Source organism: Candidatus Paracaedibacter symbiosus (genome assembly GCF_000757605.1).
Taxonomy (GTDB): domain Bacteria; phylum Pseudomonadota; class Alphaproteobacteria; order Paracaedibacterales; family Paracaedibacteraceae; genus Paracaedibacter_A; species Paracaedibacter_A symbiosus.
In genome coordinates this window covers 1-24,494 of sequence record NZ_JQAK01000008.1, presented here as the reverse complement: position 1 = coordinate 24,494, position 24,494 = coordinate 1, and the positions used below count along the sequence as shown (strand labels likewise).

Sequence of the window (24,494 nt, the reverse complement as noted above, 5' to 3'; positions counted from 1 at the left end):
GAGCTTCAAGAGGTTGAGGCAGCGTGCCATGGCCGTGCTCATATGCTTGAGCAAGGGCGTATTGCGCATCTGCATGGCCTTGTTCTGCTAGTGTCCGGAGATGGGGTAAAGCCCGTGATTCGCCTTGTATAAGGGCTTGGCTCAGATGGCGCACGGCAATAAGTGGGGAAGAAGACCCTTCCAACCCTTGAATAGCAGCAAGGCTTAAGGCGAGATGGCTAAGAGGGTGATCAGCACCCAAGCCTTCAGAGAATAAATCTAGCAACTGCGCTTGGACTTTACGTGTTTCAGCCAGGGTGCGGTTCTTGGCAAGAAGAGCTGCAACTTCCGCCGCCGCCCCTTCATTGAAAGCGACTCCCTTGAGCTCAATAAGGTTGCTATGCTTCCTTAAACCTTGAAGCAGGGCATGAGCGCCTTCTTCACCAATATCATTATTGTCCAAATTCAAGGAAGTGAGGGTAGTATTCTTGGCTAGGACCTGCGCCTCATCAGCTCCAATCTTCCTTCCTTTAAGGCTTAAAGATGTGCTGGTAATATTTGCTAAATCAATACTTGATGGATTTTCCATTGCCTGTGAGGCGACGCAACATACCCTGGTACCAAGAAGTAAACTTAAAGCAAGAGTAAGAAGACTATTGTGCCGTTGTTTCATGAGTTGTATCCTATAAAGTAGTTAATAAGTAGTTTTGGATGAACAGTCATTGTTAATTTCTTGATAGCCTTTTGCAAAGCATAGCTCTTGTTCTTCTAAGGCTGTCTTGTTAAGGGCAGCAGCTGCCAGGAGAATAGCCTTCATTATTATTTCCTATAAGTTTTTTAGTATTAGAAGGAAGGTGTAAGGTATAAGGCGTCTTCCTTTATTAGGAAGCATCTGATTAAGAAATTTTGGAATGTTGCTTTGGTAGTAAGCTAGAAAAAAAGGAATAAAATAAAGTGCTAGCACAGATATTGGATATGTCGTGCCCAACGCAATATACTCCTTTTTGCTTGCAAGGGAGTTTACTAAAAAGTAAACAAAAAACCATTATTATTCTTGTATAAAAAATTTCCCATAAATGGAAAAAGATAAAGTAGATAATTCTAACCAATAAATTCCTGTTGACTTCATGCGAAATTAGTAATTGATAGCATCTGGTGGTTGTGCAAAAAAGCTCAAGCGAACCTTAAAGCAGGCCCAATTGCCTGCAGGCAAGGGGTTGTGGTGCATGAATATTTATTTAGAGCCATTTCTTCTTCCAGATATACGGTCTGCTTATAAAAAGCGACCTTGCTACCGTACGAAATAAATTGGGACTGGAAGGAAAAACGAGCACGCATCAGAACGATCTTGATAATCTGGTATGGCCTGAGCATTTTCAACAATTTTCTCCTTCCCCCAAACTAGCAACCAGTAAAAAGTTAGCCCCCCTATTTTGGAGGCGGTTAAATGAGTAAATCCATCCATGTGAGTAGAGAGAACAAGGGAGCCTAATCTCTCTACTCACATGGGGCTTAAGGTTTCTCTCATGCATTCCCGGAAGATCAAATTTTCCCTATCTAGCTAGTGAGCTTTAATTTTGGGACCGAGGTATCACGCTTTTCCAAAAAGCTAATTCCACAGAGAACGAGGAAAGAATTTTACTCTTTTATTAAAGTAATAAGTATATTATTTTCGTGAAAAATATGCCCTATTCAAGGCTGATAAAAATAAGAAAATAATAAGTTAAGCGAGCCTAACAATGAAATCTTTTTCTAGCCTTCTTTTAATGTCTTCCCTCCTTGTCTTAAATTCGAATGCTATGGAAAAGGAGGATGACCTCCCTCCTCCCCATAAAAAAATGAGAATAAACCCTAACGGCGAGGAGGAAAAGGTTCGCGCTGGAGCTGCTTTTTCTACACCGTGCCATCCAATGGAGATTGAAAACACTGAGAAATCAGAAAATCTTGAAGCTTTATCCAGTGCCCAAATACTTGCTATCATAACTAATGGAAAGCCTCATCAATGGACATCTAACTTACTCACCGAGATCCGTAAAAGAGCTACGACCGAAGATGCTCCTGCTCAGTGTATTCTTGGGTTTATATATCGTGAAGGGCGAGCAGGATTACCCAAAGGACCAGAAGCTGACCAACACACTGTGACTCTGTTTACTAAGGCTGCTGAGCAAGGTAACGCTGTTGCTCAAGTTAATCTTGGGTTTATGTATCGTGAAGGGCGAGCAGGATTACCCAAAGGACCAGAAGCTGACCAACACGCTGTGACCTGGTACACTAAGGCTGCTGAGCAAGGTAACGCTGATGCCCAATTTATTCTTGGGCGGATGTATCGTGAAGGGCGAGCAGGATTACCCAAAGGACCAGAAGCTGACCAACACGCTGTGACCTGGTACACTAAGGCTGCTGAGCAAGGTAACGCTGGTGCTCAATTTTATCTTGGGTGGATGTATCGTGAAGGGCGAGCAGGATTATCCAAAGGACCAGAAGCTGACCAACACACTGTGACCCTGTTCACTAAGGCTGCTGAGCAAGGTCACTTTGTTGCTCAATTTATTCTTGGGGGGATGTATCGTGAAGGGCGAGCAGGATTACCCAAAGGACCAGAAGCTGACCAACACGCTGTGACCCTGTTCACTAAGGCTGCTGAACAAGGTAACGCGTGAAGCTCAATTTATTCTTGGGTTGATGTATCGTGATGGGCGAGCAGGATTACCCAAAGGACCAGAAGCTGACCAACAAGCTGTGACCTGGTGCACTAAAGCTGCTGAGCAAGGTAACGCTGATGCCCAATTTAATCTTGGGTTGATGTATCGTGATGGGCGAGCAGGATTACCCAAAGGACCAGAAGCTGACCAACACGCTGTGGCCCTGGTTACTAAGGCTGCTGAGCAAGGTAACGCTGCTGCTCAAGGTAATCTTGGGTTGATGTATCAGATTGGTCGGGCCGGATTGCCCCAAGGACCAGAAGCTGACCAACACGCTGTGACCTGGTACACTAAGGCTGCTAAGCAAAATCACGCTGAAGCTCAATTTAAGCTTGGGCAGATGTATGGAGGTGGAAGAGGAGTGACTCAGAATTATAAAGAGGCTGTGAAGTGGTATACCTCGGCGCTAAAATCAGACCCAAAATACACACAAGCAAAACAAGCGCTTCAGTCCTTTTTTACTTGTGACTTAACTAATTTTAGGCACACCGAAGCACCAGAAGGAAGACAGACAGATATAAAAGAATTAATAGATATGTTAGAAAGCTTAAAGGATCATCACATCTTTCTAGAAGGACTTGCTGGCGGTGGTTTTGGCCATGGCTTTGGAGAGAATCCCTCTCTTAGATCTCTGAGTCACCAAATTGGCAATCTGAGCGATGCTTATATTAAGTTATTGATACAAATTAATGAGCCTGGCTTTTTGGTCACCTGTCTTAAGATGAATCCAAGATCACCAGCTGCTTCCCTGGAAAAGGTTGCCAACAAAAAAAGCATTGCTGACTTATATCTTAAGTTGAGAGAGGATTTGCCCCCCTATCTTTGCTTAGTTTCAGATGATAGGATTGATCTTCTCAAATCAGAAAAACTTCATGACAAATTAGAAGAATTATATGGGGCTTATGAAAGTTCAATCACCATTTTACAGGAGATTTTGACGTCTACAACACCTCAACGTGATATTGATAAAAAAATGGAGGGCATTTTATTAGGCCTAAAATATGTAAAAGAAAGCCAACATCATTTTCTGAATGCATTTTTAGAGCCATACCATGCAGCTAATGGGGAATCAGAAAAAAGCCTAGCTTTACAAAAAATCATAAAAAAACTAAAGGAGCACCGTAATACCCTGCAAGATCAGAGGGAACTTTGTAAAGAAATTAATTCGATGGTTCTTGATATAATTAAAAAATCTGAAGCTTATCGTAACCATCTCTTTATTACAACAATATGGAATGGATGAAGAGTAGATTTCCGGTACAACTCATTGCTAGCTTTAAATATTGCCTCAATTTGTCATTAGTTCTTTGTTTACAATTATTTAATATGTAAGGTTTGTTTTGTTAAATTTACATTAATTCAAATTGGGTAGGTATGGTCAAAGGTAATAAATATCAAAGCATTCCGATCATGTTGGAGGAGGATGAATTCAATGAATCTGTCTTCCCTCATTTAACAAAAGGGTCAAAAGGCCCTGACACAAAACTCACATTTCATCGTCTCTTCAACTCTTTATTGAAGCTCATGCATACAGGATGCCAGCGGGAAGAATTGCCTATCGAAAACGACCGTTTGTGCAATACGCTTTGATTTATGCATCTAAGTGGGAAATTGGATAAATGTTTTGTATGATATTTTCCCATTGGGGTGTATTAACATATTTGATTTTTTGCTTTTTTATTTATATGTACTTTGGGATTTATAGTTAATAGAACTAAAAACAATATGAATATGTATATAAAACGTGGAAAAAAATAATTTCACATTCTAATTCTAAAAGAATATTTAACTTTAATGCATTATAAAAATTAATAGTAGTTATCAAATAAGGAAAGGAAAAAATAGGCAAGCTGCCTTAAATCCCTTTCTAAATGCATTACTATTATATCGGATTGCTGCAAGACTTGTTTAAGCTTTTCACGGATTGGTTTTTTACAAAATTTGTAAATCTTCAAAAATATTTTTCGTATTAAAAGTTTATTTATTAAACATATGTATATTATAAGGCCCGAGATATTTCATTATTATATGAGTGGTCCGTCGAAAAGTATGGATGAATAATCCTTCAGTTTTAGTGACAGCTGGCATTATGAAAAACCTGCGGAACCAATTCTCTCTTAATAATGTGGTTTCTTTGAGAACTGCAGAAATCTTTTTAAAAAATGCTACTGGTTGAAACCAGAGATTTTTTAAATGCAGAGATCATTATTAATGTACTGATAACCAGCAATAACTAAGGTAATCATGCAAAGTATCTTGGGCAACATTATTAGAGGCCAATTTTTTAATTGATCGGATAATCGGTTTAACAGTAACGGGTGGAAAAAAACCTTTCCTAGTAAAAATTCATGCTGAACATGATTTTTAATAGCAAATAGCCGATCTTTTTGCTCAAAAACTTATTAATATTCAATAAGCTCGGAGGTAACCATGATGACCTATCTTCGATTTATCATATTAGGCTTTTATCCATGGCTAGTAGGAATATCTTCCCTGCAAGCAATGGATAATCCTGAAATCCATGATTTACGACAAGGGCAAGGCCCTGAGTATATTGAGAAACTAGAACCTCTCGTAACAGGCACCTCAAAGCTTAGGTACACTTTTTGTTACCAACCAAGTATCATTCCAAAAGATTCCAATCGCGAAGAATCACTACCTAAGATTCCTTATACCATTCCAGATGGCTTGGCGGCCAAAGTGACACAAGAAGAGCCGGAGTCCTTCACACAAAGTTTTTCTTCAGTATTGGATACCAGGCGCGAGGTTCAAGCCCCCTCTCAATGGCCCCACTGTGTGCATGGGCATCTTATGATGCGATTTGGAGATGAATGTTTAGTTGTTGGCTCTGGCATCCTAGTGGGTCCCAACCATGTTTTAACTGCAGGTCATAATCTTTTCGATCTCAGGAAAAAGTCGAAATGGGCCAGTGAAGTTTGGTTTAGCCCAGGCAGAAAAGGAAGCCACTTTCCCTTTGGCTATAGCAAAGGATCTATTTTGCTTTGTCATAATCAATGGCTAGATCCTAGGTCACGCAGAAAAGATGATTACGATTTAGGAATGATTATATTGAATCAGGCTATTGGTAATAAAGTAGGTTGGTCGGGACTGCTTTGTGCCTCCAATCTGTTTTTTCATCTAGGAGATCTCACGGTAACAGGCTATCCAGGAGAAAAAGGCAGTAAAGACTATTACTCCACCCAAATGTGGGAAAAAACAAGCCGAGCCACAAGCCAATGGTTTGGCCCTGAAACGATTGAATATGAGATCCCAACATCTTTTGGACAAAGCGGCGGTGCCATCTGGCGCCAATGGCCAACCCCTATCAATCCAAAGCTTAATAATATCTTGACTATCGGGATTCACACAGAAGGAAACATAAGCGGGAGAAATAAAGGAGTCCGCCTTACATCAGAGAATTTCAATGTGATTATTAAGTGGATAAGAGACTACCACTTAAAAGAAGAGGCCCCTCCTTATGAGCTTCCACAGCCAGCTGTGGCGAGGACAGAATACCTAAAGTCAGCCGATGAATGGTGGGCTAAAGGAAACATTTATGACCAAGACCAAAAGGACAAAGAAGCCTTTACGTGTTTTTATACTGCAGTCAAAGAAGCTGGAGATAAAGTACCAGATCACATGTTGCTAAAATTAGCGGAGCGCTATAGTCAAGGAAAAGGTACCGAACAAAATTATTTGGAAGCATTTACTCTTTATATGCAGTTAGACAATCCGCAAAGCTCTCCTAAAATTATGTTTTTGATTGGAAAGTATTATCTTCAAGGCTTAGGCGTTCCCAAGGATATAGTTGCTGCTTTATATTTTCTTGAAGCAGCTGCGGGACAAGACAATTCTAAGGCCATTCATGAGCTTTATCGTGTTTATTCTGCTGACGGTGAATACCAAAACCTGGAAGAAGCAAAAAAGCTTTTCGACCGCGCAAAAGTTCTTGGAAAACCAATACCAGACCTTCCGCCCCCAAAACCTAATCCGAATGCTCTTTTTCAAGTAGAGGATCTTACTCCCTTCTTCAAAAAGTGGGGACAATCCTTTGAATCCCCGTCAATTGGTTATCTCCCTGAGTGGTACAGTCAAAATTTCATAGTAAGCATACAACCCTCTAAAGAAAGAGTACCCCTAAGTCCTAAAGATAGCTACTTAATTCATCTAGGAGATATATTACAACACCAACAAAAAAAGTACATGAAAGTTGTGATTACTGGCTTAGGAGGCATTGGTAAATCCGAGCTTGCTCTCGCCTACGCTCATCTGGCACGGGAGTATAAACTTTATGAAGTAATCCATTGGATTGATGCAAGTGAAAAAAGTTCCCTTATTAAAGGCTATAGAAATTTGTTAAGAGAAATTAAGAAAGACTATAAAGATAAAAAATTATTAATAAAATTATCCTCGGATGCAGATGAAAAAAAGCCTCTTATCCAAAATTATAAAATTTTGATAAAACAATTAAAAAAGCTATTGAAGAAGCCAATAGAGGAAAGTAATGATGTTAAAATTGTAAAAGGTTTGCAAAATGCTTTAGCAAAGAAACAAAAGTGCCTGCTTATTTATGATAATGCGTCATCGAAAAGAAAACTTAAAGGTCTTTTGCCCGATAATAGCCATATTATTATCACTTCACGTCGTGGTGAAGAAGGATGGGATGCTGATAGCATACCACTCAATGTATTCCGTATCGAAGAAGCTATCCACTATCTTTTTATGAGAACCAAGCTTGCTGATGATGAGAATAATCATAAGCTTGCGGAAACACTCGCTCATAAAGTTGAATGCTTACCCCTCGCCCTTGCTCAAGCAGCTAGCTACATAGAATTAAAAAAATGTGGACTTTCAAAATATATAGAAGATTTCAAAGTAAAGAAAGCTATTGTTTTAAATTACAAAGATAAAAAAGGCAATTATCCTTATACAGTGGCAACGACCTGGCAAATTACCATGAATGCCCTCTCCCCTCTAGCAAATCAATTAATGTATTTATTTGCCTATCTAAATCCAAATAATATTCCTATTGATCTATTTACAAATCCAAGAGTAGGTGACGAGCCAGAAATAGAAGAGTGTATAGATGAATTAGTAATATACTCTATGATTAAACGCTTTGAGGACTACATCTCTGTTCACCGGCTCGTGCAGAGAGTCGCACGAGTTGAGTTAGAAAACTCTAAGATCCCCGAAAAAACAGCCAAAGGAGAGATTGAGAAGCTCATTGATTTATTCGCTGATAAAACAATATCCATATTTGAAGAAAAATTCGATGCTCCTGGAGTACAGGAAAAGCCATTAACTATTTCTTTCAAATAGTATCTTTAATTAAATATTCAAAACGCCTAGAAATAAACTACTCTCAAAAGGACAATTTTATACCTCTGCCTTGGTTAGCACAAATTCTATTTTTCCAGGCGAGAAGCCTGTATTTAGGAGATCACAAGCTCTCCTCTTTAGAAAAAATAAAAGATGAGAAAATAAATAATCTATTAAAAGAAAAAGGAGAAATAATTTTTGAGAGTTTAACAGATGAAGAAGAATTTACAGCACTGCGTTGGCTATTAAATAACGTTAGCCAGAGCTCTCCTATTGTGCAAAGCAATATAGGAGATATATTTCTAATTGGGCTTGGAACACCTAGGGACTTTAAAAAGGCTTTTGAATGGCATGAGAAAGCTGCTAACCAAGAATACCCTTTCTCTCAAAATAAACTTGGAGAGATCTATGAGCTAGGATTGACTGAATTACCTCAAGAACAATCAGATCAAAAAGCTATAAAGTGGTATAAGAAAGCTGCTAAGAAAGGCTATATTGATGCTCAAGTCTATCTGGGACTCATGTATGTGAAAGGTCGGGCCGGATTACCTCAAGAACAATCAGATAGAAAAGCTGTAAAATGGTTCACGAAGGCTGCTAAGCAAAATGACCTTCCAGCTCAAGTTAACCTTGGGGCTATGTATGAGCAAGGACGGGCTAGATTACCCCAAGGACCAGAAGCTGATCAAAAAGCTGTGGAGTGCTATAAGAAAGCTGCTGAGGAAGGGTGCACTCAAGCTCAAGTCTATCTGGGACGCATGTATGTGAAAGGTCGGGCCGGGTTACCTCAAGGACCAGAAGCGGATCAAAAAGCTGTGGAATGTTTCACTAAAGTTGATGAGGAAGCTGAGGAAGAGGCTTCTCAAGCTCAATTTTTCTTGGGGAAGATGTATGAGCAAGGACGTGCTGGATTACCCCAAGGACCAGAAGCGGATCAAAAAGCTGTGAAATGTTATAAAAAAGCTATTGATGGAGGATTCTTTAAGGCTCTAATTAAGCTTAAAAGACTGTACGCTCAAGGACGGGCTAGATTACCTAAGGGGTCAGAAGCTGATCAACAAGCTACCGCTAAAGAGGGGTTTCTTGAATTCTTTGATGCTCTATTTAAGTCTGAAGAGATGAACGAGCAAGGACGAGTTAAAATATTATTTCAAAGTGCACAAGATAATAAAAAAGCTGTGAAGTTATGGGCGGAAGCGGCTGAGCAAGGTGATCCTCAAGCTCAAGTTAACTTGGGAATGATGTATGAACAAGGACGGGCTGGATTACCTAAGGGACCAGAAGCTGATCAAAAAGCTATAGAATGGTATAAGAAAGCTGCAAAAAAAGGCAACACTAATGCTCAATTTAACCTTGGGGTGATATATATTCAAGGTCGGGCTGGATTACCTAAGGGACCAAAAGCTGATCAACTAGCTATAGAGTGGTTTACTAAGGCTGCTAACCGAAGATATGTTGAGGCTCAACTGTGCCTTGCTGGAATGTATATGGAAGGTCGGGCCGGGTTACCTCAAGGACTAGAAGCTGATCAAAAAGCTGTAGAATGGTATAAGAAGGCTACTAAGGAAGGATCACCTGAGGCTCAATATAAGCTTGGATGGATGTATGCGAAAGGTCGGGCCGGGTTACCTCAAGGACTAGAAGCGGATCAAAAAGCTGTGAAATGGTGCAAGAAGGCTGCTGAGAAAGGCTACCCTGAGGCTCAATACTCTCTTGGGTGCATGTATGAGCAAGGACGGGCAGAGTTACCTCAAGGACTAGAAGCGGATCAAAAAGCTGTAAAATGGTATAAAGAGGCTGCTGGGCAAGGGGTTCCTTATGCTCAAACTATGCTTGGATGGATGTATGAGCAAGGACGTGCTGGATTACCTCAAGGACCAGAAGCTGATCAAAAAGCTGTGAAATGGTTCACTAAAGCTGCTGAACAAGGGTTACCTGAGGCTCAATTTAAACTTGAATTGATGTGCGAGCAAGGTCGGGCCGGATTACCTGAAGATTTAGAAGCTGATCAAAAAGCTGTAGAATCGTATAAGAATGCTGCTAAGGAAGGATCCCTTGAGGCTCAATATAAGCTTGGAAAATTGTATGAGCAAGGGCGGGCCGGATTGCCTCAAGGACCAGAAGCTGATAAAAAAGCTGTGGAATGGTATAAGGAGGCGGCTAATCAAGGATTCCCTAAGGCTCAAAAAGCTCTTGGATTAATGTATGAGCAAGGGAGGGCCGGATTGCCTCAAGGGCCAGAAGCTGATAAAAAAGCTGTAGAATCGTATAAGGAGGCGGCTGAACAAGGATTCCCTAAGGCTCAATTTAACTTGGGAATGATGTATGCAGAAGGGAGGGCCGGATTGCCTCAAGGACCAGAAGCTGATAAAAAAGCTGCGGAATGGTTCACGAAGGCTGCTGAAAATGGGATCTCTATTGCTCAATTTAACCTTGGGGTTATGTATAGTGATGGTTGTGGTATCGACAAAGATGACTGCAAAGCCTTTCAATGGTTCACGAAGGCTGCTGACCAAGGGCTTGTAGAGGCTCAATTGTTCCTTGGCAGCATGTATATAAATGGTCAGGACGTAGACAAAGATTACAAAAAAGCCTTTAAGTATTTTGAAAAAGCGGCGCACCAAGGAGATCCCTTGGGGCAGACTCTCCTTGGAACTATGTACAAAGAAGGCTGGGGCACTCAACAAGACATCAAAAAAGCATTGAAATGGATCCAAAAAGCAGCAGAACAAGGAGATGCACTTGGCCAGTATTATTTAGCTCTTTTGTACAGAGACGGAGAAGGCATCACAGCGAGTGATACGCAAGCACTCGCTTGGCTATATGAGGCTGCTGAACAAAATCAAGAGGATGCTCAGTATACTTTAGGATGGATGTATGAGAATGGCCGTGGCGTAACTAAAGATCCTGAAGAAGCCGCCAAGTGGTACAAAGCCTCGGAAGGAGGCTATCCTGGATATGCTATTTATTCCATTGGTCGAATGTATGAATATGGCCTCAATGTTGAGCAAGATCATGGAAAAGCCATTGAATGGTATCGTCTTGCTGCAGGAGAAAAGTATGCGCAAGATACGTTCCATACCCCTATTAAAGAAAAATATAACCTGATGCTTCCTTAAGTATTCAGGTGTGTACCATCAATGCCAATAGCCAATAAGCTTGTCTTTGGCATCTAAGCATCTTTAAATCGGCAAACAGAGAAGCTAGAAATTCTAATTCTATTGTTCTTGTTTCTACTTCTTCTTTAGTCTCTCCAGATTACCCTTATTTTTAAACAAACAATCTAGATCCACGTTAATAATTATTTGATTTTAAATAACAAATTTAATATTTAATCATGATATAAAACAAATAGGAGCTAAAAAAATATAAATGGTGCACTATGATGTTTCATCATCAACCGACCAACCTACTTAAAAAGGTTGCAAGCTCGTGCCGCATCTTTATCATTCCTATGGTTCTATTCCCTCTATCTGCTGGAGCCATGGACAAAGGTGATCTGTCGATGACTCAGAAACAGCTATTAGAAGGAAAAATCAACTAAATAGAAGTACCTTACATTTACTCTTAGAGGCAAATAATCTAGCTGCCTACTGAAGAGTTTGTAAGGCCTAATAGGACTCGGAGGTAACCATAATGACCTATCTTCGATTTATCTTGCTACACAGTATCTTTTACCTATGGCTAGGGGCATTATCCTTGCAAGCTATGGATAATACTGAAATACATGATTTACGACAGGGACAAGGTCCTGAATATGTTGAAAAACCAGAACCTTTTGTAGCTGGGACTTCAAAACTCAAATATACCTTTTGTTATAAACCAGATTCTTTCCAAAAAAATCTTGAACCGCAAGCACCACTTCCCAAAATTCCTTATGTCATTAAAGAAGGGATGGTGGCAAAAATTACAGACAAGGAGCCAGAGGCAACAAAACAAAGCGGTTCTTCAACCCAAGACCATCGGGACCAAGTGCCGGATCCCTCGCAGTGGCCTTATTGCGTGCATGGCCATCTTATGATGCGATTTGGAACTCAAGAAATAACGGTCGGATCTGGCATTTTAGGAGGACCTAATCATGTGTTCACAGCAGCCCATAACCTTTTTGATCATAAAAAAGATAAAGAAAATAAATGGGCCAGTGAAGTTTGGTTTAGCCCGGGTAGAAAAGGTGATCATTTTCCCTTTGGCTATAGCAAAGGATCTATTTTGCTTTGCCCTAAAGAATGGACAACCAACGATCTTCGGAAAAAAAATGATTATGATTTTGGAATGGTAATTCTAGATAAGGCAATTGGTAATAAAACGGGGTGGTCTGGCTTACTCTATGCCCCCAATATTTTTTTCAAGAAATGGGAGATTACCGTAACAGGTTATCCTGGTGAAAAAGGCAGTAAAGATTACTATTCCACTCAGATGTGGGAGATGCAAAAGCGTAGTGAAGATAATTGGTTTATTTCTGATGAAAAGATTTCTTATAAGATTGATACTTCTTTTGGGCAAAGTGGCGGCGCTATTTGGCGGCTATGGCCTAGTCCAACTTTTCTCCAGCAGAAAAGTCTTTTTACCATCGGGGTTCACACGGATGGCAACGTAAGTGGTACCAATAGCGGGGTACGACTCACAAAAGAAAAGTTTAACCGTATTGTTGACTGGATAAAAACCTATCACTTACAAGATGCTCGTCCCTATAGTATTCCAAAACCAACATTATTGCCAATTGCTGGAAGAGAACACTTAAAATCAGCAGATGAATGGTGGAATGAAGGGAATGAGCTATCTCTTCAAAGCAAGGCTGAAGAAGCCTTTGCTTGTTTTTATAACGCGATGATACAAGCGGGTGATAACCCTTCAAATGAAGTGCTTTTAAGATTGGCTGATTGTTATCGTGAAGGAAAAGGGACACAGCAAAATTACTTGGAAGCCTTCAATCTTTACATGAGTACAGAACAACCTGAACGCTCTCCCGAAATTTTATATCAGATTGGTACATTCTATCTCCAAGGATTAGGTATCCCCATGGATGAAGTTGCTGGTTTATATTTTCTTGAAGAGTCGGCAAACCAAAAAATACCAATGCTATTTATGAGCTTTATCGACTTTATTCCGTTAAAGGTGAATACCCAAACCCGGAAAAAGCAAAAAAGCTTTTCGACCGGGCACAAGCTCTTGGAAAACCAATACCAGACCTTCATCCTCCAGAAAAACCTAATCCGAACGCTCTTTTTCAAGTAGAAGATCTTACTCCCTTCTTTAAAGAATGGAGGCAATCATTTAAATCTCCATCAATTGGTTATCTTCCTGATTGGGATAATAAAAACTTCGTAGTAAGCATACCACCCTCTAAAGAAAAAGTATCCCTAGGTCCTAAAGAAAGCTACTTAATCCAACTAGGAAATATATTACATCCAAAAATTACTACCGACCCATTCGAAGAAAATTACTCGAAAGTTGTGATTACTGGCTTAGGAGGCATTGGTAAATCCCAACTTGCTCTCGCCTACGCTCATTTGGCACGGAATTATGGACTTTATAAAGTAATCCATTGGCTTGATGCAAAAGAAAAAAGTTCCCTTATTCAAGGCTATAGGAACTTATTAAAATTATTGAAGGAGCCGATAGATGATAGCGATGATATTAGTCTTGTAAATAGTCTACGCGATGCTTTAGCAAAGAAACAAAAATGCCTGCTTATTTATGATAATGTTGCATCACCAGAAAAGCTAACAGATTCTCTCCCCAATAATAGCCATATTCTCATCACTTCACGTTACAATGAAGAAGGATGGGATGCCGATAACATAATACCACTCAATGTATTTCGTATTGAAGAAGCTATCCACTACCTTTTTATGCGAACGAAGCTTACTGATGATGAAAATAATCTTAAGCTTGCGAAAAAGCTTGCTCATAAAGTTGAATGCTTACCCCTCGCCCTTGCTCAAGCAGCCAGTTACATAGGAATAAAGAAATGTGGACTTTCAAAATATATAGAAGATTTCAAAGGAAAGAAAGCTATTATTTTAAATTACAAAGATAAAAAAGGCAATTATCCTTATACAGTAGCAACTACCTGGCAGATTACCATGAAGGCCCTCTCCCCTCTAGCAAATCAATTAATGTATTTATTTGCCTATCTAAATTCAAATAATATTCCTATTGATCTATTTACAAACCCAAGAGTAGGTGACGAGCCAAAAATAGAAGAGTGTATAGATGAGTTAGTATTATATTCTATGATTAAACGTTCTGAGGATTACATCTCTGTCCACCGGCTCGTGCAGAGAGTTGCACGAGTTGAGTTAGAAAGCTCTAAGGTGCCCGAAAAAACAGCTCAAGGAGAGATTAAGAAGCTCATTGATTTGTTTGCTGATAAAACAATATCCGTATTTAACGAAACAATTGATAGTCCTGAGTTACAGGAAGAAGCCTTTTATTATCTCTTTCAAATAATATATTTAATTAAGCATTCAAAAAGCCTGGGAATACACTTTCAAGAAGGTAATCATATGGCGTATTTAGCAAAAATGCTATTTTTTCAGGTGAGTAACCTTTTTGATACTCCTGTATCGTTACTCGATATGTCGCCTTTAGATAAAATAAAAGATAAAAGAGCTAAGCTTATGGAGCGCTTAATTAATCTATTAGAACAAAAAGGAGAAATTATTTTTGCAGATCTAACAACTGAAGAAGCTTCAACAGAACTTAGCTGGCTATTAAATAACGTTAACCAGAATTCACGTGTAGTGCAATATAATTTAGGGGCTATGTTTGAAATTGGAATTGGAGCGCCTACAAACTTAAAAAAGGCATTTGAATGGTACCGTAAAGCTGCTGAGCAAAGTCACCCTGGTGCTCAATTTAACCTTGGGGTGATGTATTTGCAAGGGCGGGCCGGATTACCCCAAGGACCAGAAGCGGATCAAAAAGCTGTAGAATGGTATAAGAAAGCTGCTGAGCAAAGTCACTCTGATGCTCAATTTAGGCTTGGGGTGATGTATAAGCAAGGGCGAGCTGGTTTACCTAAGGGACTAGAAGCTGATCAACAAGCTATGAAATGGTGTAAGAAAGCTGCTGAGGATGGACTCTCTGAGGCTCAACTTAGCCTTGGGGTGATGTACCTGGAAGGGCGGGCTGGTTTACCCCAAGGACCAGAAGCGGATCAAAAAGCTGCGGAGTGGTTTAAGAAAGCTGCTGACAAAGATGACTCTCAAGCTCAAGTTAACCTAGGACTGATGTACCTGGAAGGGCGGGCTGGTTTACCCCAAGGACCAGAAGCGGATCAAAAAGCTGCGGAGTGGTTTAAGAAAGCTGCTGACAAAGATGACTCTCAAGCTCAATTTAGGCTTGGGCTGATGTATACACAAGGGCGGGCCGGATTACCCCAAGGACCAGAAGCGGATCAAAAAGCTGCGGAATGGTTTAAGAAAGCTGCTGAGAAAGATAACACTAATGCTCAATTTAGGCTTGGGGTGATGTATAAGCAAGGGCGGGCCGGATTACCCCAAGGACCAGAAGCGGATCAAAAAGCTGCGGAGTGGTATAGAAAAGCTGCTGAGAAAGGTGACTCTCAAGCTCAAGTTAACCTTGGGGTGATGTATAAGCAAGGGCGGGCCGGATTACCCCAAGGACCAGAAGCGGATCAAAAAGCTGTAGAATGGTATAAGAAAGCTGCTGAGAAAGGTGACTCTCAAGCTCAAGTTAACCTTGGGCTGATGTATAAGCAAGGGCGGGCCGGATTACCCCAAGGACCAGAATCTGATAAAGAAGCTGCGAAGTGGTATAAGAAAGCTGCTGACAAAGATGACTCTCAAGCTCAATTTAACCTTGGGCTGATGTATGAGCAAGGGCGGACCGGATTACCCCAAGGACCAGAAGCGGATAAAGAAGCTGCGGAGTGGTATAGAAAAGCTGCTGAGAAAGATAACACTAATGCTCAATTTAGGCTTGGGGGGATGTATACACAAGGGCGGGCCGGATTACCCCAAGGACCAGAATCTGATAAAGAAGCTGCGAAGTGGTATAAGAAAGCTGCTGACAAAGATGACTCTCAAGCTCAATTTAGGCTTGGGGTGATGTATAAGCAAGGGCGGGCCGGATTACCCCAAGGACCAGAAGCGGATCAAAAAGCTGCGGAGTGGTATAGAAAAGCTGCTGAGAAAGATAACACTAATGCTCAATTTAGGCTTGGCAGCATGTATATAAATGGTCAGGGCGTAGACAAAGATTATAAAGAATCCTTTAAGTATTTTGAGAAAGCGGCGCATCAAGGAGATGCCGATGGACAGGCTCTCCTTGGCACTATGTATAAAGAAGGCTGGGGCACTGAACAAGACATTCAAGAAGCATTAAAATGGATACAAAAAGCAGCAGAACAAGGAAATGTACACGGCCAGTATTATTTAGCTCTTTTGTACAGAGATGGGGAAGGCATTGTAGCGAGTGATGCGCAAGCAATTGCTTGGCTACATGAGGCGGCTAAACAAAGTGAAGATGCCCAGTATACTTTAGGATGGATGTATGAGAATGGCCGTGGCGTAACTAAACACCTTGAAGAAGCCGCCAAGTGGTACAAAGCGTCGGAAAAAGGTTGTCCTGGATATGCTATTTATTCCATTGGCCGAATGTATGAATATGGTCTCAATGTTGAGCAAGATCTTGGAAAAGCTATTGAATGGTATCGTCTTGCTGCAGGGGAAAAATATGCTCGAGATATGTATCATACTCCTATTAAAGAAAAATATAACCTGATGCTTCCTTAAGTATTCAAGTGTGTACCATCAATGCCAATAAGCTTATTCTTCGCATCTAAGCATCTTTAAATTGGCAAACAGAGAAGCTAGAAATTCTAATTCTATTGTTCTTGTTTCTACTTCTTCTTTAATCTCTCCAGATTATCCTTACTTTTAAACAATTCATCCAGTTACAGGTTAATAAATAATTGTTTTTAAAGGATAAATTCAATTTTTAATCATGATATAAAAAAGAGGAGCTGGAGCTAAAATAAAATATAAATATTAAAGGAGGTGCCTCATGGTGTTTTATCATCAACCGACCAACCTACTTAAAAAAATTGCTAGCACGTGCCGCACTTTTATCATTCCTATGGTTCTATTTCCTCTATCTACTGAAGCGATGGAGAAAGGTGACTTGCAGATAGAAGGGCAAATCAGCCGAGTAGAAGTACCTTACATTGATTCTCGTGTTCCTGACATTTTAGAAGAAGATGACACCCTTTTTACTCCCGCAGAAGAACAAAGAGACCAATTTTTACGAGATGAAAACCTAGTCCTTGATCATACAACAAAACAGTCTTTTGCTGGTACAGGATTAGATGAGGTTTTTGGCTTAGCTATGGATGGTGGAGGGATGCGAGGCTATACGACAGCTCGTTATCTGGTATTTCTTAGAGATTTATTAGTGGAATCAGGTTACAATATTCCCCTTTCTAAAGTGTTTGATTGTGTGGGAGGAACGTCAATCGGGGGGATCTTGTCCTTAGGTGTGGGAGCTGATCTTGCCCCTGATAAACTAGTTGAAATCTTCCTTGAACATGGAGAACGTATATTTCCCACAAAAGGCCAGTGGAAAGCAAGATTAATGAACTTAGGAGGCTTGATTGGATGCAGATTTTCACCCGAACCCCTTAAAGGACTTCTCCAAGAACAATTGGGGGTAGAGACAACATTAGGAGATACTAGTACAAATGTTGTTGTGACAGCCTGTACAACCAAAGGACAGCCCAAGCTATTCAAAAGCTTTTCTAAAGAAGATCAAGATAATGAACTATGGAAAATAGGTCTATGCACCTCTGCGGCCCCCACATACTTCCCCTCTTTTAACCTAACTGAGCAAGATGCTTATGTGGATGGGGGAATGTGGTGTAATAATCCTGCGCTCCACGTGATGATTAATATGGCCAAGGAGCTACACGGCGGCACCTTTTCTCCTTCCAATTTGCACATTCTCTCTTTAGGGACTGGAGACACGTCTTTGCAAACTCTTTTAGGTAATAACATAGGCTATACAAGTGCAGGTACTCTCATTGACGTTCTGATGACAAGCAATAGTCAAGGAACTCATGAGATGATGGATAGTTTATTGGGTAGAACTTATTACCGAGTCAACCCTTTATTGGGACGGGCGATTAATCTAGCTGACGTAAGTCGAGACACAATTGATGTTTTAGAGAGATATGCTGACCACCATTCTCAAAAAGATATAATTAAGGATTTTGCCAAAGATTATGTGAAGTTTAATCGGACTCGGAGGTAATATGGTATGCCCTCGCCTTATCTGGTTAAGTAGTCTCTTCTGTCCATGGCTTGCAGGGATATCTTCTCTGCAAGCCATGGATAATCCTGAAGTGCATGATTTACGACAAGGACAAGGTCCTGAGTATATTGAGAAACTAGAGCTTTCTGTAACAGGCACTCCAAAACTTAAGTATACTCCCTGCCATAAACCATCTCACACAAGAGAGTATTCTTTTTCTCAAAAAGATTCCCAATCTAATGAACAGCCTAAAATTAGTTATGAAAAAGAGGAAAATTTAGCAACAAGATCAACAGAAGAGGAAGACCCCCATTACTCTTCAGCATTTGATACGCGCTATAAAGTGCAGAATCCCTCCCAGTGGCCCCATAGTGTCCATGGCCATCTCCTCATGCGATTTGAAGACCGTATCAGTAAAGGCAAAAGCATTATTAGTGTTGGTTCTGGCATCCTCGGTGGTCCAAATCATGTGTTAACAGCAGGTCATAACCTTTATAATTCAACTAAAAAGCAATGGGCCAGTGAAGTTTGGTTTAGCCCAGGCAGAAAAAGAAGCCACTTTCCCTTTGGCTTATAGCAAAGGATCTATTTTGCTTTGTCATAATCAATGGCTGGATCCTAGGTCCCGCAGAAAAGATGATTACGATTTGGGACTGATTATATTGAATCAGGCTATTGGTAATAAAGTAGGTTGGTCGGGGCTGCTTTGTGCCCCCAATCTGTTTTTTCATCTAGGAGATCTGGTATTGATTTTCCAAGAGCTTGTGCCCGGTCGAAAAGCTTTTTTGCTTTTTCCGGGTTTGGGTATTCACCATCAGCAGAATAAAAGCGATAGAGCTCATGGATGGCATTAAAATTGTCTTGTCCCGCAGCTGCTTCAAGAAAATATAAACCGGCGACTATATCTTTGGGTAAAACGTTCAATCCTTTCAATATCGCCTAATTGCTCCGGTGTAGGTTTTTGATCACGCCACAGCTTGCACTGTTTCAAAGCAACCCACAGCAATTCATTTTGCTCTGTGTGGAGTTTAATAACTCGGTTCACGATGTCATCATCGAGAATATAAGGTTTATTTTGGCACGCTTCAAGATTTTGTAATTGTGTAAGAGACTCTTGCAATTGCCCAGCACTGATTTCGAGGTATACTGGGATCATATCAAGCCCATAGAATTTTGCTTGTTTTGTCATATCGTCCCTTACATTCGATTTTGGCCAATTTAGTTAGCTAAGTTTCAAAAAATTTTAGAAAAGTAATTTTACTGTTCGGCGTCTTTAATTAATATATTTATATAATGTTGATTTCGAAATCTCCATCATTTTACAGATTTCCTGAACCTCATAGATTTTTTCATTATACGTTGTCATACCCTTCCTGTTGTGTATCTCGCGTTTTAAATATAAAGAAAAATACGAGTATATTTTTTGGCTTCTTTCCTACATGATACCCATAAAATAAGATGAATCCTTTTTGCCCATGACGCCACATCACGAGACAATTTCTGGTTTAATTGAACGTATTACTTTCCATAATGAGGAAACGGGTTTTTGCGTTCTAAAAGCTAAGGTTAAAAGTCACAAAGATCTTGTCACCATCGTCGGATCCCTCCCCTCAGTCAGTGCAGGAGAATGGGTTGAAGCAGAAGGGATTTGGATCCAGGATAGGCAATACGGCCAACAGTTCAAATCCAATAAAATACATCTTACTCCCCCTACCACGTTAGATGGTATTGAAAAATATCTTGCTTCTGGCCTGATTAAAGGAATAGGGCCCGTGTATGCTAAAAAGCTTGTCCAGGCTTTTGGACAAGAAGTGTTTGAGATCATTGAAGCTAGGCCAAATGCTTTACAAGATATCCCTGGAATAGGACCTTATAGACGGCAGAAGATTATCACTGGATGGGCAGATCAAAAAGCTATCCGAGCCATTATGCTGTTTCTTCATTCGTATGGGGTCAGTACAACCAGAGCCGTTCGTATTTACAAAACTTATGGTAACAATGCCATCCAAATTATCTCGGACAATCCTTATAAACTCGCTCAGGACATTCGAGGCATCGGCTTTGTCAGTGCTGATAAAATTGCGATGCAGCTTGGCATTGATAAAGAGTCTATTATTCGAGCAAGAGCAGGATTAAATCATACGCTGGCAAAAGCAATGGATGAAGGTCATTGTGGCCTACCTGTATCTCTATTATTGACAGCTGCTCAGACTCTTCTTGAAATTAATGAAGGCATTCTTCAACAAGCTTTAGACCTGGAACTTCAGGCAGGTACAATCATCCAAGATTTCATTGGAGAAGTACTTTGCGTTTTCCTACAAGGACTTTATTACGCAGAAAAAGGAATTGCTGAAAACTTGCAAAAACTTCAATCGATTCCTGTACCCTGGACACCTATTGACCTCCATCTTGCTCTTCAAATTGTTGAAGAGAAAAATGGTATATCCTTATCTACCTCTCAGAAACAGGCATTGACGAAAGCTCTATCAAGTAAAGTAACAATTATAACAGGCGGCCCTGGCGTTGGTAAAACCACTCTCCTTCGTTCTATTTTACAGATTCTTGAGGCTAGCCAGATGACTCTGGCGTTATGCGCACCAACTGGAAGAGCCGCCAAAAGAATGTTTGAGGCTACTGGATTTGAAGCAAAGACAATTCATCGATTGCTCAATATTAATCCTGAAACAGGATCATTTACTCATAATGACAGCAATCCCCTTTCATGTGATGTCGTTATTGTCGACGAAGTATCTATGGTTGATATCCCGATTATGCATGCTCTTCTTAAAGCAGTCCCCTCTCACGCTGCTCTTATTTTGGTTGGCGATCAAGATCAACTGCCATCAGTGGGACCAGGTCAAGTTTTAGCTGATTTCATTGCTTCAAGTTCTATTCCCTTTATCCATCTCACTGAGACATTCCGCCAAGCTGCCTCCAGTAAAATTATTTCTGTCGCGCAAAGTATTAATAAAGGAATTATGCCTCTTTTAAAAGGCTATGGCGCAGATTCAGACTTCTTTTTTATTGAAGTGGAAGAGCCAGAACAAGCAATGAAAACCATTGTTGATCTTGTCCAAAAACGATTACCCAATAAATTAGGCTACTCCCCTCTTACTGACATTCAAGTTCTTTGCCCCATGACAAGAGGATTTATTGGCACACGCACACTCAATATAGAACTTCAAAAAGCATTAAACCCGCCTACTGAAAACAGCCTTCAAAAGTTTGGATCTTGGTACAGTGTCGGCGATAAAGTGATGCAAATTGAAAACAACTATCAAAAAGAAGTCTATAACGGCGATATTGGAATTATCCAGAAAATCGACTTGGAAGAAAATGAGGTAACAATTGATTTTGAAGGAAAAATCCTCACCTATGATTTTCACGAGCTTGATGAAATTATTCTTGCTTACGCCATGACAATTCATAAATCTCAAGGTTCTGAATATCCTGTGGTTATTATTCCATTGCTTACTCAGCATTACCCTATGTTGAAAAAGAATCTTGTTTATACAGGAATTACGCGCGGCAAAAAGATGGTGATTTTAGTGGGACAGAAGAAGGCCTTAGCGATTGCAACCAACAATAACAAAATTCAAAAGCGTTGGTCTATGCTTGAAAGCCGATTAAAAACTGCCTTATAAAAGGATCGTTTTTCTAATGCTTCCTACCCAGAAACCAGGACCCAACCATAAATAGTAAAATATAATTTACTTATATGATTGACATCTCAATATTAGTAAGTTATATTTTACTATGAGTGACCATCTCACTTGTTTAGTAAAAGGAAATTTACCATTGGCAAACCTTCTGTGGGGCAAAGTTTATTACAAAGACATCTTCGCTGGAATTCTGCGTGAAGAACCAGGAGATCGCACCTCATTTGAATATGATCCTACTTATCTAAATACAGGAAATCCTGTCATCTCATACACGATGCCCATAGAATCTATGATACATATTAGCCAAGCAGGCTTACACCCATTTTTCGATAATCTTGTCGCTGAAGGTTGGTTAGAACATGCCCAATCTCGATTATTGAATAAGCGACATGTATCACGGTTCGAATTGCTGTTAGCTTTTGGATATGATTGCGCAGGAGCGGTATCAATTGCCGACCCAGAACCTGCTAGGTTAACAAAACAGCTATTGGATATGAGTGACTCTAAGGAAATGGCTGTTTTAACTAGCCGTGCATCACTATCAGGAATTCAACCAAAGCTAGCGGTAGTAGCCCGGGAAGGTAAATATTATCCTGCAACTGTTGGTGAACTCAGCACACATATTGCCAAATTCCCATCATCAGGACATGCCGATCTTACTATTAATGAATATCTAACCAGCATTGCATTTAAAGCGCTATTACCTGATGACGATGTTGTGGATTTATCGATTGAAGCTATAGAAGGTATTACAGAACCTGCGCTTATTACAAAACGCTTCGACCGTACGTTAGAAGGACGCATACATTTCGAAGAGTTCAACCAGCTTTTAAACCGGAAATCCAGTTCTAAATACGATGGTAGCCATAAAGAGATGAGCGATTTCATTCGTACGGTCAAGGACTGTTTACCGATTGAAAATTACCGTCTTTATGCCCGTATTCTAGCAGGGCTGTTACTAGGAAATACGGACATGCATTTTAAAAATTTTGCTATGTTTCATACACCTGCTGGGTTGCGGCTAACACCGTCTTACGACCAAGTCTCAGCTGTATTGTATCAATACAAAACAATTGCTTTAGCCATAGGTGGAGCAAGCAACATGCAGATCGGGAATCTCAAACCTAAGAATCTGATTACCATGGCCGACGAATTTGCCTTACCAAGGGCAGCAGTATCCATGCTATTCAAACAACTGAGTCGCAACAAAAGTGATGCTAAAGATGCGATTCTCTCATCCTCAATAGGGCATAATAATATTAAAGATCAACTGATAAAACTAATGGATGCACGATGGAACGGAACATTCGCCTTAATTGGCCAGACTTTATCAATGAAGCAATAAAACGTCGCAAATCTCAAAAATTAACCCAGGAACAACTGGCCATTTTAGCGGGAGTCAGCAAACCGACACTGAATAATTTTGAACAAGGAAAAACTACAATTACACTGGAGAATGCTATAAAAATCCTGAGGGTATTGGGATTGGATTAAACAATAGAATATATAGATGTTACTTCAATTCGTAAAAAATTTGATCTGAGCCAATCAGAATTTTCAAAGATGTTTGGTTCTAGTTTACGTATTCTGCAACAGTGGGAACAAGGAAGGCGTCGTCCTCAAGGAGCAGCTAGAGTTCTTTTAAAGGTGATAGACTATGCTCCAGATGTAGTTGGTAAAGCTCTGCATGTCTAAGATTTAATTAACGCAGCAACATTAGTTTAACCTCTTAAACTTTCTTTTACAGATGTAAAGAAAAGTACAAAGCAGACCCTATTCTTCTACTTTTTTGCGCGTCACCAAACGTTAAGTATAGATATACTCTAAATACACAAAGCTCCGCCCTACCCTTATTTCACAAACTCTTTTTATAATAGCCTGTTGGCCACGATGCCTTTAAATTATAAATAAATTCATTTCTTGCTTGATATGTACCATTTATGGTACATATCATAATATGAGTATAGAAGATAAAAAATTAATTGCTACATTTTTTAAAGCTTCCTCTGGTAGAGAGCCTGTTAGAGAATGGCTAAAAGATTTAGTATCAGGTAATAGAAAGATCGTTGGTGCTGATATTAAAACAGTTGAGTTTGGCTGGCCTATCGGAATGCCGGTATGTAGGCCACTAGGCAATGGGCTATACGAAGTTCGATCTAATCTGTTAGATAAATCCATTGCAAGAGTTATTTTCTGTATTGAAAGAAACACTATGGTTTTACTGCATGGGTTTATTAAGAAAATCCAAAAAACCCCACAAAAAGAACCTAGCTTAGCTTTAGATAGAAAAAAGGAGCTTTACAAATGATGGATATCAACAAAGAAAGATTAGGGTCAACCCTTGACGACTTACTTGAATCTGAAAATGAGCTTATGGAAGTAACAGCTATTGCCCATAAGCGTATTATCGCCTGGCAAATAGAGCAAGCCATGAAGGTAAAACATGTTACAAAGATAGAAATGGCAAAACGTATGCATACTAGCCGCTCAGCAGTTGATCGGCTACTCAATCCAAGTAATCCCAGCGTAACATTAGATACGATTGATCGTGCTG

The 24,494-nt window shown here is 40.1% G+C and carries 19 protein-coding genes and 1 pseudogene; 17 read left to right on the top strand and 3 right to left on the bottom strand.

Going from position 1 to position 24,494, the window contains the following annotated elements; genetic code table 11:
* A pseudogene (locus IG80_RS0111035) lies at positions 1-652 on the bottom strand (hypothetical protein); the annotation flags it as partial.
* 21 nt (positions 653-673) lie between these two features.
* Entirely contained in the window at positions 674-796 is a 123-nt protein-coding gene (locus IG80_RS16610) for a hypothetical protein (protein WP_269517182.1), read from the bottom strand.
* Positions 797-1,718: 922 nt separating this feature from the next.
* Here IG80_RS16610 and IG80_RS13660 point away from each other — a divergent pair.
* The 11 genes from IG80_RS13660 to IG80_RS16355 all read left to right on the top strand — a co-directional run bounded on the left by IG80_RS13660 (position 1,719) and on the right by IG80_RS16355 (position 19,132).
* Entirely contained in the window at positions 1,719-2,639 is a 921-nt protein-coding gene (locus tag IG80_RS13660) for a tetratricopeptide repeat protein (RefSeq protein ID WP_052046400.1), read from the top strand.
* Complete coding sequence (locus tag IG80_RS13655; protein ID WP_320408887.1) at positions 2,617-3,924, top strand: tetratricopeptide repeat protein; 1,308 nt, start codon at positions 2,617-2,619, stop codon at positions 3,922-3,924. Before IG80_RS13660 ends, IG80_RS13655 begins: the two co-directional genes overlap by 23 nt.
* A 131-nt stretch (positions 3,925-4,055) precedes the next feature.
* The gene (locus IG80_RS0111025; RefSeq protein WP_032114088.1) at positions 4,056-4,271 is read left to right on the top strand and encodes a hypothetical protein; all 216 of its coding nucleotides are present in this window, start codon (positions 4,056-4,058) and stop codon (positions 4,269-4,271) included.
* An 840-nt stretch (positions 4,272-5,111) separates the two neighbouring features.
* Positions 5,112-8,003, top strand: coding sequence for a DUF7779 domain-containing protein (locus IG80_RS0111020; RefSeq protein ID WP_032114087.1), 2,892 nt, complete (start codon positions 5,112-5,114; stop codon positions 8,001-8,003).
* Positions 8,004-8,278: 275 nt separating this feature from the next.
* Complete coding sequence (locus IG80_RS15345) at positions 8,279-11,122, top strand: SEL1-like repeat protein (RefSeq protein ID WP_052046398.1); 2,844 nt, start codon at positions 8,279-8,281, stop codon at positions 11,120-11,122.
* A 263-nt stretch (positions 11,123-11,385) separates the two neighbouring features.
* Complete coding sequence (locus tag IG80_RS15910) at positions 11,386-11,547, top strand: hypothetical protein (protein WP_198027381.1); 162 nt, start codon at positions 11,386-11,388, stop codon at positions 11,545-11,547.
* A gap of 92 nt (positions 11,548-11,639) precedes the next feature.
* Entirely contained in the window at positions 11,640-13,238 is a 1,599-nt protein-coding gene (locus IG80_RS0111010; protein ID WP_156962200.1) for a hypothetical protein, read from the top strand.
* The gene (locus tag IG80_RS13650; RefSeq protein WP_338140360.1) at positions 13,184-16,765 is read left to right on the top strand and encodes an NB-ARC domain-containing protein; all 3,582 of its coding nucleotides are present in this window, start codon (positions 13,184-13,186) and stop codon (positions 16,763-16,765) included. The genes IG80_RS0111010 and IG80_RS13650 overlap by 55 nt, the downstream gene beginning before the upstream one ends.
* Before the next feature lie 271 nt (positions 16,766-17,036).
* Positions 17,037-18,278 (top strand): patatin-like phospholipase family protein, encoded by a 1,242-nt coding sequence (locus IG80_RS0111000; RefSeq protein WP_032114085.1) that lies wholly within the window; start codon positions 17,037-17,039, stop codon positions 18,276-18,278.
* A gap of 1 nt (position 18,279) precedes the next feature.
* Positions 18,280-18,855 (top strand): trypsin-like serine peptidase, encoded by a 576-nt coding sequence (locus IG80_RS0110995; RefSeq protein ID WP_032114084.1) that lies wholly within the window; start codon positions 18,280-18,282, stop codon positions 18,853-18,855.
* The gene (locus IG80_RS16355; RefSeq protein WP_156962199.1) at positions 18,800-19,132 is read left to right on the top strand and encodes a hypothetical protein; all 333 of its coding nucleotides are present in this window, start codon (positions 18,800-18,802) and stop codon (positions 19,130-19,132) included. The genes IG80_RS0110995 and IG80_RS16355 overlap by 56 nt, the downstream gene beginning before the upstream one ends.
* Before the next feature lie 23 nt (positions 19,133-19,155).
* Here the strand turns inward: IG80_RS16355 and IG80_RS0110985 are convergent, their stop codons facing one another.
* Positions 19,156-19,467, bottom strand: coding sequence for a hypothetical protein (locus tag IG80_RS0110985; RefSeq protein WP_052046396.1), 312 nt, complete (start codon positions 19,465-19,467; stop codon positions 19,156-19,158).
* 286 nt (positions 19,468-19,753) lie between these two features.
* Between IG80_RS0110985 and recD2 the strand changes: the two genes are divergently transcribed.
* The 6 genes from recD2 to IG80_RS0110960 all read left to right on the top strand — a co-directional run.
* Positions 19,754-21,922: an SF1B family DNA helicase RecD2 gene (recD2, locus tag IG80_RS0110980; RefSeq protein WP_032114082.1), complete on the top strand. Its 2,169-nt coding sequence runs from the start codon at positions 19,754-19,756 to the stop codon at positions 21,920-21,922.
* A 154-nt stretch (positions 21,923-22,076) separates the two neighbouring features.
* Positions 22,077-23,285 carry a type II toxin-antitoxin system HipA family toxin gene (locus tag IG80_RS0110975; protein ID WP_032114081.1) on the top strand — a complete coding sequence of 403 codons (1,209 nt, stop codon included), beginning with the start codon at positions 22,077-22,079 and terminating at the stop codon, positions 23,283-23,285.
* Positions 23,234-23,434, top strand: a complete 201-nt coding sequence (locus IG80_RS14365; protein ID WP_075553250.1) for a helix-turn-helix domain-containing protein — start codon at positions 23,234-23,236, stop codon at positions 23,432-23,434. Before IG80_RS0110975 ends, IG80_RS14365 begins: the two co-directional genes overlap by 52 nt.
* Before the next feature lie 3 nt (positions 23,435-23,437).
* The gene (locus IG80_RS14360; protein WP_084756427.1) at positions 23,438-23,635 is read left to right on the top strand and encodes a type II toxin-antitoxin system MqsA family antitoxin; all 198 of its coding nucleotides are present in this window, start codon (positions 23,438-23,440) and stop codon (positions 23,633-23,635) included.
* Positions 23,636-23,897: 262 nt separating this feature from the next.
* Positions 23,898-24,248 (top strand): type II toxin-antitoxin system RelE/ParE family toxin, encoded by a 351-nt coding sequence (locus tag IG80_RS0110965; RefSeq protein WP_032114080.1) that lies wholly within the window; start codon positions 23,898-23,900, stop codon positions 24,246-24,248.
* Positions 24,245-24,494: XRE family transcriptional regulator (locus IG80_RS0110960; RefSeq protein ID WP_075553249.1), on the top strand; the 250-nt coding region annotated here is incomplete at its 3' end. The genes IG80_RS0110965 and IG80_RS0110960, both read left to right, overlap by 4 nt.